Raw genomic sequence first — 16,868 nt, forward strand, 5'->3', positions numbered from 1 at the left:
ATGAGCCTTCGTTTTTAACAAGGATGAATGTAGGGTATCTTTTATGACATGCCCACGAAGGACATCTTAACTTGTGTGTCAATTTTTTTCTGCATCATGACATGCTCAAAATCGAGACCTATGGTAAGGTCAATCCAGTCAGGATTGCAGGACCGGATCATTTTTTCTTTTTGAGATCTTGTAAACCTGCTGATCAGTTTAAATCGGCTGAGCGCCTGCTCTTCGGTTTTAAACTCCTCAAAATACACCAATCTGCTCAATTGTTGGTTACTATCGAAGAATAAATTCGGCATTTTTTTATAAAACTCAAGAGTCTTGATCAGGTCAGCACTCATACCTACATGCAGACTGTTCCTGTTCCGGTCGGTTACGATGTATACAAAATTGTTCATGATGCGATTGATAAAAAGGTTACCACTAATCTATTTAGTATTATTTCTTGGATTGTCGGGAAATATTACTAACTTTATTGGCATAAAATTACTAATTATTTTAGTATTTCAAAATTTTTTAAAAATTTATTTTTATGTCCAACATCGCAGCGAATCTCAAATACCTCAGGAAGAAAAAAGGCCATACCCAGCAGCAATTTGCTGATATCATGGAAATTAAACGTTCATTGATCGGCGCCTATGAGGAAGACCGTGCGGAGCCTAAATACGAATTACTAAAAAAGATAGCAGAATATTTTGACCTTACCATTGATGAATTTATCAATGAAACAATTAATGAGTCATGGAAACCAAAACCAAAAAGTTCCGGCTCAAACCTCCGTATTCTCAGTATCTCTGTTGACCAGGACGAAAAAGAAAACATAGAACTGGTACCTGTTAAGGCAAGCGCAGGATACCTGAACGGCTATGCAGATCCCGAATATCTCAGCCAGATGCCGCGGTTTCAGCTTCCGATACCTGCGCTCAGGCAGGGAACTTTTCGCGCATTCGAAATCATGGGCGACAGTATGCTCCCCGTGCAGCCAGGCAGTATTATTATCGGCGAGTATATGGACAATTGGAATGATGTTAAAACCGGAGAAACGTATGTCGTGGTCAGCAAAACTGAAGGCGTTGTCTACAAACGTGCGGGCAACCGCTTCCGCGAGAACAAAGACCTGAAGTTGATTTCAGATAATAAACTATATGATCCCTACCAGATTGCTGCCGATGATATTCTCGAGATCTGGAAGGCAAAAGCGTATATATCCACTGCCCTGCCTGAGCCAACGCCTGAACCTACCATCGAGACGCTAACAAGCATGATGTCTCAGATGCAAAAGTCCATTTCACAGCTCAACAAAAATTAACAAGTTTTAACAAGTGCATTTTTAAACCCTTTTTCATCATTGTACTCTATCCGTTTAAACAGACATAAAGATGTCTGCAGGCAACACAAAATTTGAACAAATGAAAAAGTTATTATTAAGTGCGCTTATCGCGGTATCTGCGATCAGCGCAACCTACGCTCAGGACAGCACCAGAACCAGACAGCACAGACCAAGACTGACCGCAGAACAGCGGGCAGAAAGATCAAGTGCAGCGCTTGCTGAGAAATTGTCGTTAAGCGCCGAGCAGAAAAAAAAGATTTATAACATCGAACTGGATCGCACGAAACGTTTACAGACAACGCTGCAGAGCCAGGAAGACCGTAACGCTAAATCAGAAGAACGCAAGGCATTGATGCAGGACACAAAAAGTAAGATTGATGCCGTATTAACAACTGAGCAAAGAACTAAATTGCAAAGCCTGCGCGCAGAACAGCGCGACAAAATGCGTAAACACGCAGAAGCCGCCAAAGGTAAACGAAAGTTCAAGAAATCAGAGATCACATCACCCGTATCCGGATCGTAGATAGGTTTCGATAGATAGAAAAAGCGTTGTTAATCACAACGCTTTTTCTATTTTTGACCCACCATGAACAACATACAGCGGTTCATCGAATCACAACTGGCAGACCGGCGTGAAAAAGGGCTGCTAAGGCAGTTGAATGCCTCAAAACTACCCTACGACTTTTGCTCAAATGATTATCTGGGTTTCGCGCGCAGTACTGCAATTGCCCAAAAAGTCGTCGAGTTGTTGAGTGAATTTCAGCCATATCTGAACGGCTCCGGAGGTTCGCGTTTGCTTAGCGGAAACCATCCCTTTACAGAATCGACGGAAGCATACATAGCCGGTTTTCATGGTTTTGAAAGCGCCCTCCTGTTTAATTCAGGATACGATGCTAATGTGGGTTTGTTGTCCTCCCTGCCACAAAAAGGGGATACAGTGATAACAGACGAGCTCATACATGCCAGCCTCATCGATGGCATTCGCCTGAGTCATGCGAACCGTTTGCGGTTTGCTCATAACAACACCGAAGCATTGGCTGAGCGGCTTCAACGTGCTGTGGGCAAATGTTATGTTGTTGTAGAAAGCATTTACTCAATGGATGGCGATGCTGCTCCCCTGCAGGAAATTGCATCCGTTTGCAGGCAGTACAACGCCGGGCTTATCGTTGATGAGGCACATGCAATCGGTATAAAAGGCCGTGCCGGCCGGGGCGTGGTTGCAGAACTGGGTCTTCAGCAGCAGGTTCTGGCCTGTGTTTATACTTATGGGAAAGCTTTGGGAACACATGGTGCAGCCATTTGCGGGAACAGTTCTTTACGAGACTACCTGCTCAATTTTGCACGGTCATTCATTTACAGCACAGCAGCTGCTCCGCATACCATAGCAAGCATTCATGCCGCTTATTTACATCTGGAGCATGGAAATTACTCCGAATTGCTAAAAAACAGAACCGCGCTGTTTGACAACCTATTGCAGGATTTTATTTCCCCCCCGCCCCCGGCAGATGCAGCGATCCGTTCGGTGATCTGCCCGGGAAATTTCGAAGCAAAGACAACAGCTGCCCGACTTCAGTCGGCCGGTTTTGATGTGCGGGCCATTCTTAGCCCAACAGTGGCCTCAGGCACTGAGCGGTTGCGCATTTGTCTTCATACATTTAATACAGACGAAGAGATTAATGCCCTTGTTAAGCACCTGCGAGAGGGCCTAAAGAAAAACTAAAGATGCACCAGGGATACTTCATAACCGGTATCGGTACCGGGATAGGAAAAACGGTTGTAAGTGCCGTAATTACCGAAAAACTCAAGGCAGACTATTGGAAACCTGTACAGTCCGGTGACCTAGACGCAAGCGATAGCATGTCTGTCGGGGCACTTATCAGTAACAACCGTACACAGATTCACCCGGAGATTTACCGGCTGAATACGCCGCTTTCGCCACATCAATCGGCAGCTATTGACGGTGTAGAGATTGAACTTGACGGGTTTAGCCTGCCCCAAACCCAGAACCGTCTCGTTGTGGAAGGTGCCGGGGGCCTGATGGTTCCATTAGCTGAAAAGTTGTTAATTACAGACCTGATACGCCATCTCAACCTTCCGGTTATCCTGGTAAGCAGACACTATCTCGGCAGTATTAACCATACACTTCTAAGCTGGCATTTTTTAAAGGAACAGGAAATACCTGTACGGGGTATCATCTTCAATGGACCCGAGAATCACGAAAGCAAGCGTTACATTTTACAATATACCGCACTCGAATTACTTGGCGAACTTCCAGAGCTTGATCAGATCGATGCAAAGATTATCAGCGAACTGGGTGCAAATATCACCCTTACTTAGAATTACACAAAAGGTGTTTAAATGAGAAAGGGAATTCCTCGCGAATTCCCTTAAAACCAAACAAACTATTTTTATGAAGTATGATAATAACACGCTCCGGTATAAATGGTTTGGCCTATAGCAAAAAAAGTTAAAAAAAAAATTTGACAGGCTGAAAGAACACTTGTAATACAATGTATGTCAACGTGTTAAAACAAAAAAAGGAAAGCGGTGAGCTTTCCTTTTTTTTGTGTGATAAGATTATTATTTCTACTTCACTGCGTTGATGACCGCTTTGAACGCCTCAGGGTTGTTCATGGCAAGATCAGCAAGAACTTTACGGTTCAAACCGATTTCTTTAGCGGCGAGTTTGCCGATCAACTGTGAATACGAAATTCCGTGCTGACGTGCACCAGCATTGATACGCTGAATCCAAAGGGCACGGAAAGCTCTCTTCTTAACTTTACGGTCGCGGTAAGCATATTGCAAACCTTTTTCTACCGTGTTTTTAGCAATGGTGTATACCTTGCTTCTTGATCCCCAGTAACCTCTGGCTAATTTTAGGATCTTTTTTCTTCTTCTTCTCGAAGCTACTGCGTTTACCGAACGTGGCATGTTGTTAATGTGTTTTGGTAGGCGGCGTTGCGTTTCTCAGCAAACTTACTACCGGATACCTGGTTAAAAAATAAATTTACTTGCCGATGCAGAGCATACGTTTAACGTTGCCCATGTCTGCGTCATGTACCATGCTGGTATGACCCAAATTGCGCTTACGTTTTGTCGACATCTTTGTAAGGATGTGACTTTTGTATGCATTCTTCCTCGCGATTTTACCTGTTCCAGTAAGCGTGAAACGCTTTTTAGCACTGGAATTGGTTTTCATTTTTGGCATAACTCTGTTTTTATATAAATTTCAATTTATTTCCTAGCAAGCTTTGGCGCAACGGTTAAAAACATCCGTTTCCCCTCAAGTTTTGGCAGCAGCTCAACTTTACCAACTTCTTCAAGCGCCTGTGCAAATTTAAGCAAAAGGATCTCTCCATGCTCTTTGTACACAATAGCCCGGCCTTTGAAATGTACGTATGCGCGTACCTTTTCGCCGTTTTCAAGGAAACTGATTGCATGTTTCAGTTTGAATTGAAAGTCGTGATCGCTGGTATTTGGTCCGAAACGGATCTCCTTGATCACGGTCTGCTTTGCATTCGCCTTGATTTCCTTCTGCTTCTTCTTCTGCTCGTAGATGAATTTGCTGTAGTCAACGATTTTACAAACCGGTGGAACCGCATTCGGGGAAATTTCTACCAGGTCCAGTTCAAGACCATCGGCAAGGGCCATGGCTTTTGATAATGGATAAACACCGGGTTCAACATTGTCACCAACAAGACGAACTTCAGGCGCCTTTATAAACTGGTTGATGTTGTGTTCTGCTTCTTTTTTCTTAAAAGGAGGTCGCGGCCCCCTGTTAAAACCTGGTCTACCTAGTGCCAAACTTTTACGCTTAAACGGTTATTTCTTTTATTAATAAACTGTTAAACTCCGCCATCGTCATTTCACCCAGGTCTCCTTCTCCATGTTTACGAACAGAGACCTTTCCTTCATTCATCTCCTTTTCGCCGATTATCAGCATATAAGGAAGCTTTTTGACTTCAGCATCACGGATTTTACGCCCGATCTTTTCATCCCTAAAGTCAATCAGCCCGCGAATATCGGAATTATTAAGTTCATCTAAAACTTTTTTTGCATATTCTTCATATTTTTCAGAAATCGGAAGAATGATAAACTGCTCAGGGGTAAGCCATAGCGGAAAGTTGCCTGCACAGTGCTCGATCAGCACGGCAACGAATCGTTCAAGTGAACCAAATGGTGCCCGGTGAATCATTACCGGACGGTGCTTCTGGTTATCGCTGCCTGTGTATTCGAGTTCGAACCTTTCCGGAAGATTATAGTCAACCTGAATAGTTCCCAGTTGCCATTTACGGCCCAGCGCATCTTTCACCATGAAATCCAGTTTCGGACCATAAAATGCTGCCTCACCATATTCCACTACAGTCTGCAGGCCTTTTTCGGCAGCGGCTTCAATAATTGATGCTTCGGCAAGCTCCCAGTTCTCATCGGTACCGATGTATTTCCCTTTGTTTTCGGGATCGCGCAGTGAGACCTGCGCTATATAGTTATCAAACCCGAGTGATTTAAAGACATATAAAACCAGGTCGATTACCTTTTTAAACTCTTCTTTTACCTGGTCAGGCATACAGAAAAGGTGGGCATCATCCTGAGTAAATCCGCGAACCCGGGTCAAACCATGCAGTTCTCCGCTTTGCTCATACCGGTAAACCGTTCCGAATTCCGCGAAACGCACGGGGAGATCTTTGTAAGAGCGCGGCTTCGATCTGTAGATCTCGCAATGGTGCGGACAATTCATCGGCTTCAGGAAGAACTCCTCTCCTTCCTGAGGCGTTTTTATAGGCTGAAAAGAATCCTTACCGTACTTCTCATAGTGGCCGGATGTGATGTACAGATTTTTATGTCCGATGTGCGGCGTAATAACCTGCTCATAACCTGCCTTTTGCTGAGCCTTGGTGAGGAAACTAACCAGACGCTCGCGCAGGGCCGTACCTTTCGGCAACCAGAGAGGCAGCCCCATACCAACCTTCTCAGAGAAAGTAAACAGCTCAAGCTCTTTTCCCAGTTTACGGTGATCGCGCTTTTTCGCCTCCTCGATCATCTGCAGGTATTCAGCAAGTTCACTCGCCTTTGGAAAGGTAACTCCGTATATCCTGGTAAGCTGTTTTTTTGTCTCATCCCCACGCCAGTATGCGCCGGCAACGTTCATGAGCTTTACAGCTTTAATAAATCCGGTGTTCGGAATATGTGGTCCGCGACAGAGGTCTGTAAATTGTCCCTGTGTATAAAAAGTAATTTTTCCGTCTTCAAGCCCGTCAATCAGATCAAGCTTATATTCATCACCTTTTTCTGTGAAATAACTTACCGCATCAGCTTTGCTTACCGCCTTGCGTGAAAAGGTCTCTTTCTGTTTGGCAAGCTCGATCATTTTTGTTTCTATCGCCTTAAAATCTTCAGACGAGAATTCACGATCGCCAAAATCGACGTCATAATAAAAGCCGGTGTCAATAGCCGGGCCGATACCAAATTTGGTACCCGGGTACAAGGCTTCGAGCGCCTCTGCCATCAGGTGCGCAGACGAATGCCAGAAGGTGCTTTTGCCAAGCTGATCATTCCAGGTCAGCAGCTTTACGGCGGCATCATCTTCAATGGGCCTGGATGAATCCCAGACTTCGCCGTTTACCTCGGCAGCAAGAACATTGCGCGCCAGCCCCTCAGAGATTGAGAGGGCGATTTGATGGGCAGAAGTGCCCTTTTCATACTGACGGACCGATCCATCAGGAAGTGTAATGTTAATCATCTACAACTATGATTTATGTTTATAAAATGTGTTCAAAGCGATCACTTACCGTGTGATCTGTTTTGATGCGAAAATAAGAAAAAATAGAAAGAGTATAACAGGCAGAAGGCGGTTTCTGCTTCGGTTGAACCGGCGTTATGTTCTCTTGGTAAGCCAACAATAAAAAAAAGGCAGCCCCCGGGAGCTGCCTTTTGTGAGAACTTTCGTTAAAAAGAGTTTACGAAAGCCAGAAAAATCAGTTCGATTGTAAACGTACCTGCGGGCGATTACCGTTGTTCCTGAACCGGCGCATATTGCTTTCCATTTTTGCACGGTAAGCTTCGGGAGTAATGCTTACGCCTTTTTTCGGCAGCGTAACGTCGCGTTCAGCAACCCTTCTGTACTCGATGCTTTTTGCTACCGTACTGCTTCCCCGGCCTTCGATAGCCAGCACAGCGCCTTCCTTCCAGATGGCCGGGTTCGGCGAGAAATCAAAACCAAGCTCTTTTGTATACCAGACATTTGTTTCATCTGTCACTTCACGCTCCTGACCCATAAAATTCAGTTTTCGGGTTGTTTTGATCGTATACTTGTTGCAATTGAGGCCCAGGATCTTTTTGGTCTCATCAGATTTGATGACCTCGACAACTGGCGGGGTCATATTCGGCCGATTCGCATTTCCACCGCCACCAAACGAGGGCATCTGAGGCGCAACACCCAGTTTGCTTTCCATAAAGTACGTGGTATCATTCAGATCAAAAACTTCGGTCAGCTTTTTATCTGTCAGGCTATAATAATAACTTCGGTTACCGCCTCCCATACCGCCGAAACGCATCATCATGCCGCCGAAACCACGATTGCCGCCACCGCCGTTACTGTCTTCAACTTCTTCTACAGGCATGTAACTGGCATTGGTTGGGGTGAACAGCAATTCAAAATCGCTGGTTTGCTTTTGTGGCATGCGTGCCCGCTGCTCATCAGACAACTGCATTCCGCTCGCCGCAGCCATTGCTGCCGGATCAAATACGGACTGAAACTGGATGGCACCCGATTTCTTTTGCTGCGCAAAAGCGACAGACACCAGCGTTGCAAGGCTCAAAAAAGCCAGGAATATCTTTTTCATGATTGTTAGTAGCCGCATTGACGGCGATACACAAAAATACGAGGCCGGATGGCTGTAAAAGCTAATTTTTGTTAAATCGCCAAAACGTTACAGAGTCTTAGTATTCGGTGCTTTCGAGCCACCCGTTAGCCAGTACATCAGCAATGTGCATGGTCTTGATTGGCAACTGGTGCTGGTCTATATAACCCTGAAGATGGAGCAGGCAGGAATGGTCGGTAGAAATAATATAGTCCGCCTGTTGGGCAAGTGCGTTGCGTACCTTCTGTTCGGCCATTGCCGATGAGATCGAAGCGAATTTTACCGCAAACGTTCCACCGAAACCACAGCAGGTTTCTGTATCTGCCATCTCGACAAGTTCCAGGCCGTGCACCTTCGACAGAAGGTGGCGCGGCTCTTCCCTGATCCGGCATTCACGAAGGGCGCTGCATGAATCATGGTAGACAGCCCTGCCCTCAAGTTCGGCACCGAAGTAATCCTTATTCGCTACATTAACAAGAAAATCAGAAAGCTCCATTATATTGCCCTGCATGGTGCGGCACTTGTTATGTACGGTGGTGTTTGTGAACAGGTCGTTATAACCGCTTTTTACCATGCCTACGCATGATGCCGATGGTGCCACAATATAATTCTGGTCAGAAAAATCAGCAAGAAACTTGGTACCGATCTCTTTTGCTTCTTCCCAATAACCCGCATTGTATGCTGGCTGACCGCAGCAGGTCTGTCGTGAATTATACTGCACCTTATAACCGGCCTTTTCAATCAGTTTGACAGTATTAAATGCTGTATCCGGATGCAACTGATCTACAAAACAGGGTATAAAAAGTTCAACGGTCATCGACAATATGAGTAAGTTTATCTATTTGATACGCAAAGTTAAGCTTTTACGGCATTTTGCGGCTCATGTTTGCGCAGGGCCAGCAAAAATACAAGACCTGCAACGAAGAATAACGCAAGTGCTATCGTTGAATTGCGCATACTTCCGGTAAATTCTTCAATATAACCAAAGCTGAACATACCTAATACCAGGGCCACCTTTTCTGCAACATCGTAAAAACTGAAATAAGAGGTATGATCCGGGCTGTCCTGAGGCAGGTACTTTGAATAGGTAGAGCGGGAAAGTGACTGGATACCACCCATGATCAGCCCAACGACCGCCGCTAAGGCATAAAACTGATATTCAGTATGTACAAAATAAGCGGACAGGCAGCAGCCGATCCAGATGACGATGACACCGATCAGCACTTTCAGATTTCCGAAATGCCTGCGCGACAGGTATGACATTAAAAGCGCGCCGGGAATAGCAACCAGTTGAAGCAGCAGAATGGTGCCGATCAGCTTTGTGGTCGAGAGCTCGAGTTCTTTCTCTCCGAAAATAGTCGCCATGAGCATAACTGTTTGCACACCCATCGAATAAAAGAAAAACGCAAAAAGAAAACGTTTCAGATGCGCCATCTTTTTAACCTCCGTCCAAACCTTTTGCAGTTCCTTGAAGCCGCTCGTCATCACATTTCTGCCTGCCTTTGCAAAGTTCGGGCTCCCTTTGGGCAGTCTTCTGAAGGGAATTTGCGCAAATCCCATCCACCAGATGCCGACCAGCAGAAATGACAAGCGGGACGCCTGCCCCTCCCCGGATAAACCAAAAGCCGAAGGGAAGAATACAAAAACGAAACAGATAATCTGAAGAATCACGCTACCGATATACCCGTAGGTGAAACCCTTCGCACTCACACTGTCCTGTCGGTCGGGGCTGGCAATTTCGGGCAAATACGAGTTGTAAAACACCAGGCTTCCCCAGAAACCGATTGCCGCTAACACAAAAAGCACTACACTCAGTTGCAGGGTGTGTTCCTCAAAAAAGTAAAGGCCGCAGCAGGCAAGACTTCCAAGGTAAGTAAACATCTTCATAAAGACCTTTTTATTACCCCGGCTGTCTGCAATCGATGAGAGTATCGGCGAAGCGATGGCTATAACCAGGAAAGCAAACGCCATTGCGTAACTGTAAAGCGTCGAATTGATGAACTTTCGACCCAGAAAAGTCACATAATCAACGGTATGTGGATCTTTATCTGAAGTAATTGCAGCGTAGTAGGCGGGAAAGATCGTTGAAGTGATTACCAGGTTGTAGGCGGAATTGGCCCAGTCAAAGAATGCCCATGAACGGATCATTCCTTTGTTATTTTTCTCGGTCATTGATGGCGATAATATCGGCCTCTAAAGTAGAAAAAAAATCACAACTCAGTATTGCCGCAAACCAGGCTGTTCAGCGTTTGTTAAAGCCGTACCGGCCAGGACCTATAAGACACGTTCCAACTTGGCTGTTCCGGACTTCTTTTCATCCACTTTGCCTGGGCTGCCTTTATAATAAATCTCGCTCGAGCCTGAAGTATTGACTTTTAACTCATTCAAGACATTGATATTACTCTTCGCAACGCCATCACTCTCAATTTTATAACGTCCTACCGTGAAGTCATACGCCAGAAGCTCTGCCGAGCCTTGCATCCTGATGTCGTGCGAACCCGCCTGTCCCATGAAACTCAGTGTACCTCTCCCTTCCAGTTTGGTTTTTACGTTAGCAGCGTTCAGCCGCAGTGCAGAAGAAACATGTCCGCTGTAATCGAGCGCCAGGTCCTTAAGCTGCAAGGTACCCTCATTATTCAAGTGAACAGAGCCATTTACTTCTATCCCTGTGATGTCTGATACACCGATATACACAGCCACCCGGCCGGCACCGCACAACTCCCGGTTCAGGCGCACTGTAAGTCTGCGCCCGCTTACCTCTGTTTTAACATGACCCATGACTTGCTCACCGGCTGTAATTTTGATCTTGTGTGTGCTGTCCTGAATCAGGTTCACGTCAAGCGGACCGACAAGCTTGAGACTGTTGAAATCAGGCAGGCTGATATCTTTATTGATACGATTTCCATCCTCTTCAAGGCAGTCATGATTGCAGGCAGCGATGAATAAGAGGAGAACCGGCAGGAACCGGGTTATCATTTTCATAAGCAGTGGTTTCTTAATCAAACAAAAACGGGCAGTTTATGTTGGTCGGAATTACAGATAGTAATGCTGCCCGTCTGTTTTTATCTTCCCGGCATCGAGCAGCTCACGGATGCGCGTAAGCCTTTCTTTGTCGCTCCCTGATTTAACTGCCTGCATCAGCTCGTCGAGAACAGGCCTGTCCTGTTGTAATGCCCCAAGAATTTCAAAATCGATCCGGTCATTGAGTTCGCTTGCGCGGGATGCCTTTTTTTCGGCCAGGCAGACATCGCAGGTACCGCAGGCTTCAGCTGTCTGTTCGCCGAAATACCGCAGCAGCTGCAGACTCCTGCAAACGGGTCTGACGGCATATTCGCTGACCGCCAGGATCTGTGCGCGTTGTACATCCTGACGCCAGTTCAGATAAGCGGTATCAAGGTCAAAATGAACCTGATCGGTACGCGGTCTGAGAAAGGTAAGCTGCGGATCGTCAGACTGTGGCAGATAATCGAGCAATTCCGACTTTTGCAGATACTTCAGCGCAGCAACAACTTCATTATACGACATACCGGTACGCTTTGCAAGTTCAGATTCACTGATACCAACGTATTGATCAAAGCTGCCGCCATAACTTCGCAGAATGACCTTGATAAGCGGATCATATAGCCTGTTTTCGATTTGGAAACGATACAGGTCTTCATGCCCGGTTAGAAAGATGATTCTTGACGGATTGTAAATACGTTCTGAGAGTGTCAGATAGCCATCGTGCTCCAGGAACTTTAGTGCCTGTAAGGTTTTGTTGGGGTTCAGGGTAAAACGCTTACAAAATTCAGGCAGGTCGAAAGACAGGCTCAAACCTTCGCCTGCACCATAGGCCAACTGGTAAAAATTTCCCAGTTGCTGATAGATATGTTTAACCTCCGCTGGGGTAGGAAAATGATCCTTGAACCGGGTTTCGAGCAAACGAAGTTCCGTCTTGCCACCGAATAAGACAGCATAGGCCCGTTTTTCATCCCGCCCGGCGCGCCCCGCTTCCTGGTAATAGGCCTCAAGACTTTCGGGCAGGTCCCAGTGTACCACAAAACGTACGTCTGCTTTGTCTATACCCATACCAAATGCGTTTGTACAGGCCATGATACGGCTCTTACCTATCTTCCACTCGGCTTGTTTGGCAAAACGCACTTCTTTTTCGAGGCCGGCATGATAAAAATCGGCCGAAACGCCATTCCGTTGCAAAAACGAAGCGACTTCTGTTGTCTCACGGCGATTCCGGACATAGATCAGGCCGCTCCCCTGCAGGCTCCTTACAACCTTAAGAAGCTTTCGGTGTTTATCCTCATCATCAGCAACAACATAACTCAGGTTTTGTCTTGCGAAACTCTTTACGAAAATCTGCGCATCGCGAAGGTCAAGTTTTTCAATAATATCCTGCCTGACGGGTTCGGTAGCCGTTGCGGTGAGTGCCAGCACAGGCGCTTCGGGCGCGAATTCGCGAAGTGCCTTGACCTGCAGGTATGATGGCCTGAAATCGTACCCCCATTGCGACACACAATGTGCTTCGTCTATCGCAATGAGATTTACCTTCATATAAGAGATGCGTACACGGACCAGTTCAGACAGCAGGCGCTCTGGCGACAGATAGAGAAACTTAATATTGCCGTAAATGCAGTTGTCAAGCAGAATATCGATCTCCCGTTTACCCATACCGGCATAAATGGCAACCGCTTCAATGCCTTTGCTTTTAAGGTTTTCGACCTGGTCTTTCATCAGGGCAACGAGCGGCGAAACCACGATGCAAATGCCTTCCCGCATAAGCGCCGGAACCTGGAAACAGATTGACTTTCCTCCGCCGGTAGGCAAAAGTGCCAGCGTATCATTCCTGGCCAGTACGGAAGCAATGATTTCCTGCTGCAGCGGCCGAAATGCCTGATGGCCCCAGTACTTTTGTAAAACTTCGGTCTCTGTCATAAAAGGCGTGCGTCAAAACTAAAAAAAACGTCGTGATATTGCTAAATTGCGCCGTTTAAAACCCGGCATATGCTCAGAAAACTATTCATACTTATCTTTCTTTTTCTTCCATTTTTAAACCTGGCGCAGGTTAAACAAACTCCCTGGGATATTGAAAAATACAAAGGTCCGACCAAAAAGATCACGGTCAACACAAATGAAGGAACCTGGATGAACCTGGATATGAGCCCCGACGGCAGTGAGATAGTCTTTGACCTGCTGGGTGATATTTATGTGATGCCCGCTGCCGGCGGAACCGCACGGCTGTTAACCGGCGGACCGGCATGGGATGTCCAGCCACGGTTTAGCCCTGACGGCAAATACATCTCATTTACAAGTGATAAGAGCGGTGCAGACAACATCTGGATTATGAACCGCGACGGAGCTGATAAAAAGCAGATAACAAAAGAAACCTTCCGGCTCCTGAACAATGCTACCTGGATGCCGAACAGTCAATATATCGTAGCCCGTAAACACTTTACCGCAAGTCGCTCGCTTGGCGCAGGCGAAATGTGGATGTACAGTATTTTTGGCGGCGAGGGCGTGCAGCTGACAAAAAAGAAAAACGACCAGCAGGATGCCGGCGAACCTGATATTTCGCCTGATGGGCGTTATCTTTACTTTAGTGAGGACGTGAGTCCCGGACCAAACTTTGAATACAGCAAAGATCCGAACGGAACCATTTATGCCATCAGGCGCCTTGACCTGAAGACCGGCCGGTTGCGCGATTTTATCAATGTGCAGGGCGGTGCGGCCAGACCACAGGTTTCCCCTGATGGTAGACTGATGGCCTACGTCCGCCGCGTCAGACTCAAATCGGTACTGTTTGTGCAGAACATCCAAACCGGTGAAGAATGGCAGGTCTATGATGACCTGTCGCGCGACCAGCAGGAAACATGGGCAATTTTCGGCGTTTACCCCAACTTTGCCTGGACACCGGATTCAAAGAATCTTGTTTTTTATGCTAAAGGAAAGATAAGAAAAAGCAGCATCAATGGCTTCCAGGTACAGGAAATTCCTTTCAGCGCAAATTGTGTTCAAACCATACAGGAAGCACTGCATTTTCCCCAGCAGGTTTTCAATGATGAGGTCGACATAAAAATGATTCGCCAGCTTGCCACATCGCCTGATGGTAAGACCGTTGTGTTTAACGCTGCAGGGTATTTATATAAAAAAGAACTTCCGAACGGAACACCTGAGCGCCTTACCAGGTCTGCAGAGTTTGAGTTTGAGCCCGCATTTAGTCCGGATGGCAAATCTGTTGTTTTTGCAAGCTGGAGCGACGAATTAAAAGGGGCTATCAAGCGGGCAGATCTCCGTACCGGGAAAGTCACCGCATTGACTACTGAGAAAGGATATTATTACTCGCCGCAATACGCTGCAAAAGGCGATCGCATTGTGTTTCGCAAGGGCGTTGGCAATGAGACACTCGGACTGAGTTATGGTCGCAACACGGGAATATTTATTATGAATGCGAATGGCGAAGGCATACGGCTGATCAGCGAAAGCGGTATCCGGCCCCAGTTTAGTGCTGATGACACCCGGATATATTTCCAGGGCTACAGCGACGGTAAAAAGGCGCTGAAAAGCGTAGATGTGAATGGCGCTGATGAGCGCACACACTACACGTCTACATATACCACACAGTTTTTGCCGAGTCCGGATGGGAAATGGCTGGCCTTCACCGAGTTTTTCAATGTATACGTAACGCCGCTTGTTACGATCGGCTCGGCGCTCGATCTCTCATCAGCAAACAAAAGCATTCCTGTAAGCAGGATTACGAAAGATGCTGGAAGTTACATCCATTGGAGCGGAGACAGCAAAAAACTGATGTGGACACTGGGACCTAAATACTTTAGCCGTGAATTATCAAAAATCTTTGCCTTTGCAGATGGCGGACAGGCACAGGTGGCAGCTCCTGATACAACCGGAATTGAACTTGGACTTAAACTGAAGGCTGATATGCCAACAGGCCTGATCGCGCTCAAAGGTGCACGGATCGTAACCATGAAGGGCGACCAGGTCATTGAAGACGGAACCATCCTGATTGAGAACAACCGCATCAGACAGTTGGGAAAAACTGCTGATGTTGCCATTCCTGAGAAGACAAAAGTTGTCGATGTAAGCGGTAAGACGATTGTTCCGGGCATAGTCGACGTGCATGCACATCTGCGCACCAGCCCGGACGGCATATCGCCGCAAACAGACTGGTCGTATCTGGCTAACCTGGCGTTTGGCGTAACAACTGCCCATGATCCGTCTAGCAATACAGAAATGGTGTTCAGCCAGAGCGAAATGCTCAAGACCGGCCGAATGATTGGTCCGCGGGTCTACTCTACCGGATCCATTCTTTATGGCGCCGACGGTGATTTCAAGGTGACCATAAACAGTCTTGATGATGCCCTTTCACACCTGAGGAGGCTCAAAGCTGTTGGTGCGTTTTCGGTCAAATCGTACAACCAGCCGAGGCGCGAACAGCGGCAGCAGATCCTTGAGGCTGCGAGACAGCTGAAAATGGAAGTGGTTCCCGAAGGCGGATCCACGTTCTTTACCAATATGAACATGGTGGCAGACGGTCATACAGGCATAGAACATTCCATTCCGATTGTACCTGTATATAATGATGTAGCGCAGTTCTGGAACAAAACGGAGGTAGCCTATACCCCAACGCTGATTGTAAGTTACGGCAGCCAGTGGGGAGAAAACTATTGGTACGACCGTACCAATGTATGGGAAAATGAGCGCTTAATGGCCTTCACCCCAAGAGGGATTGTAGATTCGAGAGCAAGGCGTCGAACCACTTCTGAGTATGCAGATTATGGGCACATTGATGTTGCAAAGGCAGTAAAGAAAATTGCCGATGGCGGAACAAGGGTCAATCTGGGTGCCCACGGACAAATTCAGGGCCTGGGTGCACACTGGGAGCTGTGGATGCTTGTTCAGGGCGGAATGAGCCCGATGCAGGCCCTGCGGGCGGCCACACTGAATGGCGCAACCTATCTTGGCATGCAAAAAGAACTTGGTTCGCTTGAAAACGGCAAACTTGCAGACCTGATCATCATGGATGCCAATCCGCTGGAGGATATCCGCAATTCGGAAAAGATCAAATATGTTATGATCAATGGTCGCCTTTACGACAGCATGACCCTGAACGAAACCGGTCTCCGCGAAAAAGTACGCGGCAAACTGTGGTTCGAAAACGACCGGAATGTGTCGTTATCATATCCACAGGGCAACATCGAAACCTGGACGTACACGGTACCGCATTGCGATTAAGGAATTAATCAGGGGAAAAGGGATAAAGAAAAACGATTGCCCTCGTTGAGTTGAAAGTTGAAAGTAAAAAGTTTAAAGTCTGGGCGCGCAGGGCGAGCAAAAAAAGAAAAGATGGAGTTCTAAGTTGTAGGTATTAAGTTCTAAGTCTGGGCGCATACCCCCTCAATATGCCATAACCGGCCGAGGGGTTTTGCGCATGTCAGGACTCAGACGTCAATTCTCATATCGCCATAATTCACTGCCCATGCCCCACGCCGTCATCCCGAAGCGCGTTTACGCAATTCCTTTTTTTCCGGGAACGCAACGGCGAGGGATCTCCTGCTTGAAGCAGCGACGACCGTTTGCGCAGGGAGACCAAAGAAAAAAGAAAGAGGAAGAATGACCACGGCGCAGATCCGGTCATGCGCCATGAAAGGTATGCGTCACGTCTAAATACGAATTAC

15 protein-coding genes are annotated in these 16,868 nt (G+C 46.8%); 5 read left to right on the forward strand and 10 right to left on the reverse strand.

Annotated elements, in window-relative coordinates:
• Positions 1-41: 41 nt before the first annotated feature.
• The gene (locus tag EJV45_RS10795; RefSeq protein WP_129715689.1) at positions 42-392 is read right to left on the reverse strand and encodes a GIY-YIG nuclease family protein; all 351 of its coding nucleotides are present in this window, start codon (positions 390-392) and stop codon (positions 42-44) included.
• A gap of 134 nt (positions 393-526) precedes the next feature.
• Here EJV45_RS10795 and EJV45_RS10800 point away from each other — a divergent pair, with 134 nt between their 5' ends.
• The 4 genes from EJV45_RS10800 (at position 527) to bioD (ending at position 3,661) form a co-directional block, all read left to right on the forward strand.
• Complete coding sequence (locus tag EJV45_RS10800; protein WP_129715690.1) at positions 527-1,303, forward strand: LexA family transcriptional regulator; 777 nt, start codon at positions 527-529, stop codon at positions 1,301-1,303.
• Between the two features lie 100 nt (positions 1,304-1,403).
• Positions 1,404-1,847 (forward strand): hypothetical protein, encoded by a 444-nt coding sequence (locus EJV45_RS10805; protein WP_129715691.1) that lies wholly within the window; start codon positions 1,404-1,406, stop codon positions 1,845-1,847.
• A 63-nt stretch (positions 1,848-1,910) separates the two neighbouring features.
• Entirely contained in the window at positions 1,911-3,044 is a 1,134-nt protein-coding gene (locus EJV45_RS10810; protein WP_129715692.1) for an 8-amino-7-oxononanoate synthase, read from the forward strand.
• 2 nt (positions 3,045-3,046) lie between these two features.
• Positions 3,047-3,661: a dethiobiotin synthase gene (gene bioD / locus EJV45_RS10815; RefSeq protein ID WP_129715693.1), complete on the forward strand. Its 615-nt coding sequence runs from the start codon at positions 3,047-3,049 to the stop codon at positions 3,659-3,661.
• A gap of 249 nt (positions 3,662-3,910) precedes the next feature.
• Here the strand turns inward: bioD and rplT are convergent, their stop codons facing one another.
• From rplT to EJV45_RS10860, 9 genes are all read right to left on the reverse strand, one after another.
• The gene (rplT, locus tag EJV45_RS10820; protein ID WP_129715694.1) at positions 3,911-4,255 is read right to left on the reverse strand and encodes a 50S ribosomal protein L20; all 345 of its coding nucleotides are present in this window, start codon (positions 4,253-4,255) and stop codon (positions 3,911-3,913) included.
• Between the two features lie 76 nt (positions 4,256-4,331).
• Entirely contained in the window at positions 4,332-4,532 is a 201-nt protein-coding gene (gene rpmI / locus EJV45_RS10825) for a 50S ribosomal protein L35 (protein ID WP_107215237.1), read from the reverse strand.
• Between the two features lie 26 nt (positions 4,533-4,558).
• Entirely contained in the window at positions 4,559-5,128 is a 570-nt protein-coding gene (gene infC, locus EJV45_RS10830) for a translation initiation factor IF-3 (RefSeq protein WP_129715695.1), read from the reverse strand.
• Between the two features lie 10 nt (positions 5,129-5,138).
• Positions 5,139-7,064, reverse strand: coding sequence for a threonine--tRNA ligase (gene thrS / locus EJV45_RS10835; RefSeq protein ID WP_129715696.1), 1,926 nt, complete (start codon positions 7,062-7,064; stop codon positions 5,139-5,141).
• 235 nt (positions 7,065-7,299) lie between these two features.
• Complete coding sequence (locus EJV45_RS10840) at positions 7,300-8,166, reverse strand: hypothetical protein (protein ID WP_129715697.1); 867 nt, start codon at positions 8,164-8,166, stop codon at positions 7,300-7,302.
• A gap of 97 nt (positions 8,167-8,263) precedes the next feature.
• Entirely contained in the window at positions 8,264-9,001 is a 738-nt protein-coding gene (locus tag EJV45_RS10845) for a (Fe-S)-binding protein (RefSeq protein WP_129715698.1), read from the reverse strand.
• Positions 9,002-9,039: 38 nt separating this feature from the next.
• Entirely contained in the window at positions 9,040-10,356 is a 1,317-nt protein-coding gene (locus EJV45_RS10850) for an MFS transporter (RefSeq protein WP_129715699.1), read from the reverse strand.
• A gap of 102 nt (positions 10,357-10,458) precedes the next feature.
• A complete protein-coding gene (locus EJV45_RS10855) occupies positions 10,459-11,166 on the reverse strand; it encodes a head GIN domain-containing protein (RefSeq protein WP_129715700.1) in 708 nt (235 codons plus the stop codon).
• Between the two features lie 51 nt (positions 11,167-11,217).
• Positions 11,218-13,110: an ATP-dependent DNA helicase RecQ gene (locus tag EJV45_RS10860; protein WP_129715701.1), complete on the reverse strand. Its 1,893-nt coding sequence runs from the start codon at positions 13,108-13,110 to the stop codon at positions 11,218-11,220.
• Positions 13,111-13,179: 69 nt separating this feature from the next.
• Between EJV45_RS10860 and EJV45_RS10865 the strand changes: the two genes are divergently transcribed.
• Entirely contained in the window at positions 13,180-16,425 is a 3,246-nt protein-coding gene (locus EJV45_RS10865) for an amidohydrolase family protein (RefSeq protein WP_129715702.1), read from the forward strand.
• Positions 16,426-16,868: the final 443 nt, after the last annotated feature.

The sequence above is a fragment of the Pedobacter sp. SYP-B3415 genome (genome assembly GCF_004138205.1).
In the GTDB taxonomy this organism is placed as follows: domain Bacteria; phylum Bacteroidota; class Bacteroidia; order Sphingobacteriales; family Sphingobacteriaceae; genus Pedobacter.

Bases quoted from the DNA above. Each gene is read 5' to 3' on its own strand.
- EJV45_RS10805 (WP_129715691.1), top strand. From the start codon at position 1,404: ATGAAAAAGTTATTATTAAGTGCGCTTATCGCGGTATCTGCGATCAGC.
- EJV45_RS10850 (WP_129715699.1), bottom strand. From the start codon at position 10,356: ATGACCGAGAAAAATAACAAAGGAATGATCCGTTCATGGGCATTCTTT.
- EJV45_RS10800 (WP_129715690.1), top strand. From the start codon at position 527: ATGTCCAACATCGCAGCGAATCTCAAATACCTCAGGAAGAAAAAAGGC.
- EJV45_RS10860 (WP_129715701.1), bottom strand. From the start codon at position 13,110: ATGACAGAGACCGAAGTTTTACAAAAGTACTGGGGCCATCAGGCATTT.
- EJV45_RS10795 (WP_129715689.1), bottom strand. From the start codon at position 392: ATGAACAATTTTGTATACATCGTAACCGACCGGAACAGGAACAGTCTG.
- rpmI (WP_107215237.1), bottom strand. From the start codon at position 4,532: ATGCCAAAAATGAAAACCAATTCCAGTGCTAAAAAGCGTTTCACGCTT.
- EJV45_RS10845 (WP_129715698.1), bottom strand. From the start codon at position 9,001: ATGACCGTTGAACTTTTTATACCCTGTTTTGTAGATCAGTTGCATCCG.
- EJV45_RS10810 (WP_129715692.1), top strand. From the start codon at position 1,911: ATGAACAACATACAGCGGTTCATCGAATCACAACTGGCAGACCGGCGT.
- EJV45_RS10840 (WP_129715697.1), bottom strand. From the start codon at position 8,166: ATGAAAAAGATATTCCTGGCTTTTTTGAGCCTTGCAACGCTGGTGTCT.
- EJV45_RS10865 (WP_129715702.1), top strand. From the start codon at position 13,180: ATGCTCAGAAAACTATTCATACTTATCTTTCTTTTTCTTCCATTTTTA.
- bioD (WP_129715693.1), top strand. From the start codon at position 3,047: ATGCACCAGGGATACTTCATAACCGGTATCGGTACCGGGATAGGAAAA.
- EJV45_RS10855 (WP_129715700.1), bottom strand. From the start codon at position 11,166: ATGAAAATGATAACCCGGTTCCTGCCGGTTCTCCTCTTATTCATCGCT.
- rplT (WP_129715694.1), bottom strand. From the start codon at position 4,255: ATGCCACGTTCGGTAAACGCAGTAGCTTCGAGAAGAAGAAGAAAAAAG.
- thrS (WP_129715696.1), bottom strand. From the start codon at position 7,064: ATGATTAACATTACACTTCCTGATGGATCGGTCCGTCAGTATGAAAAG.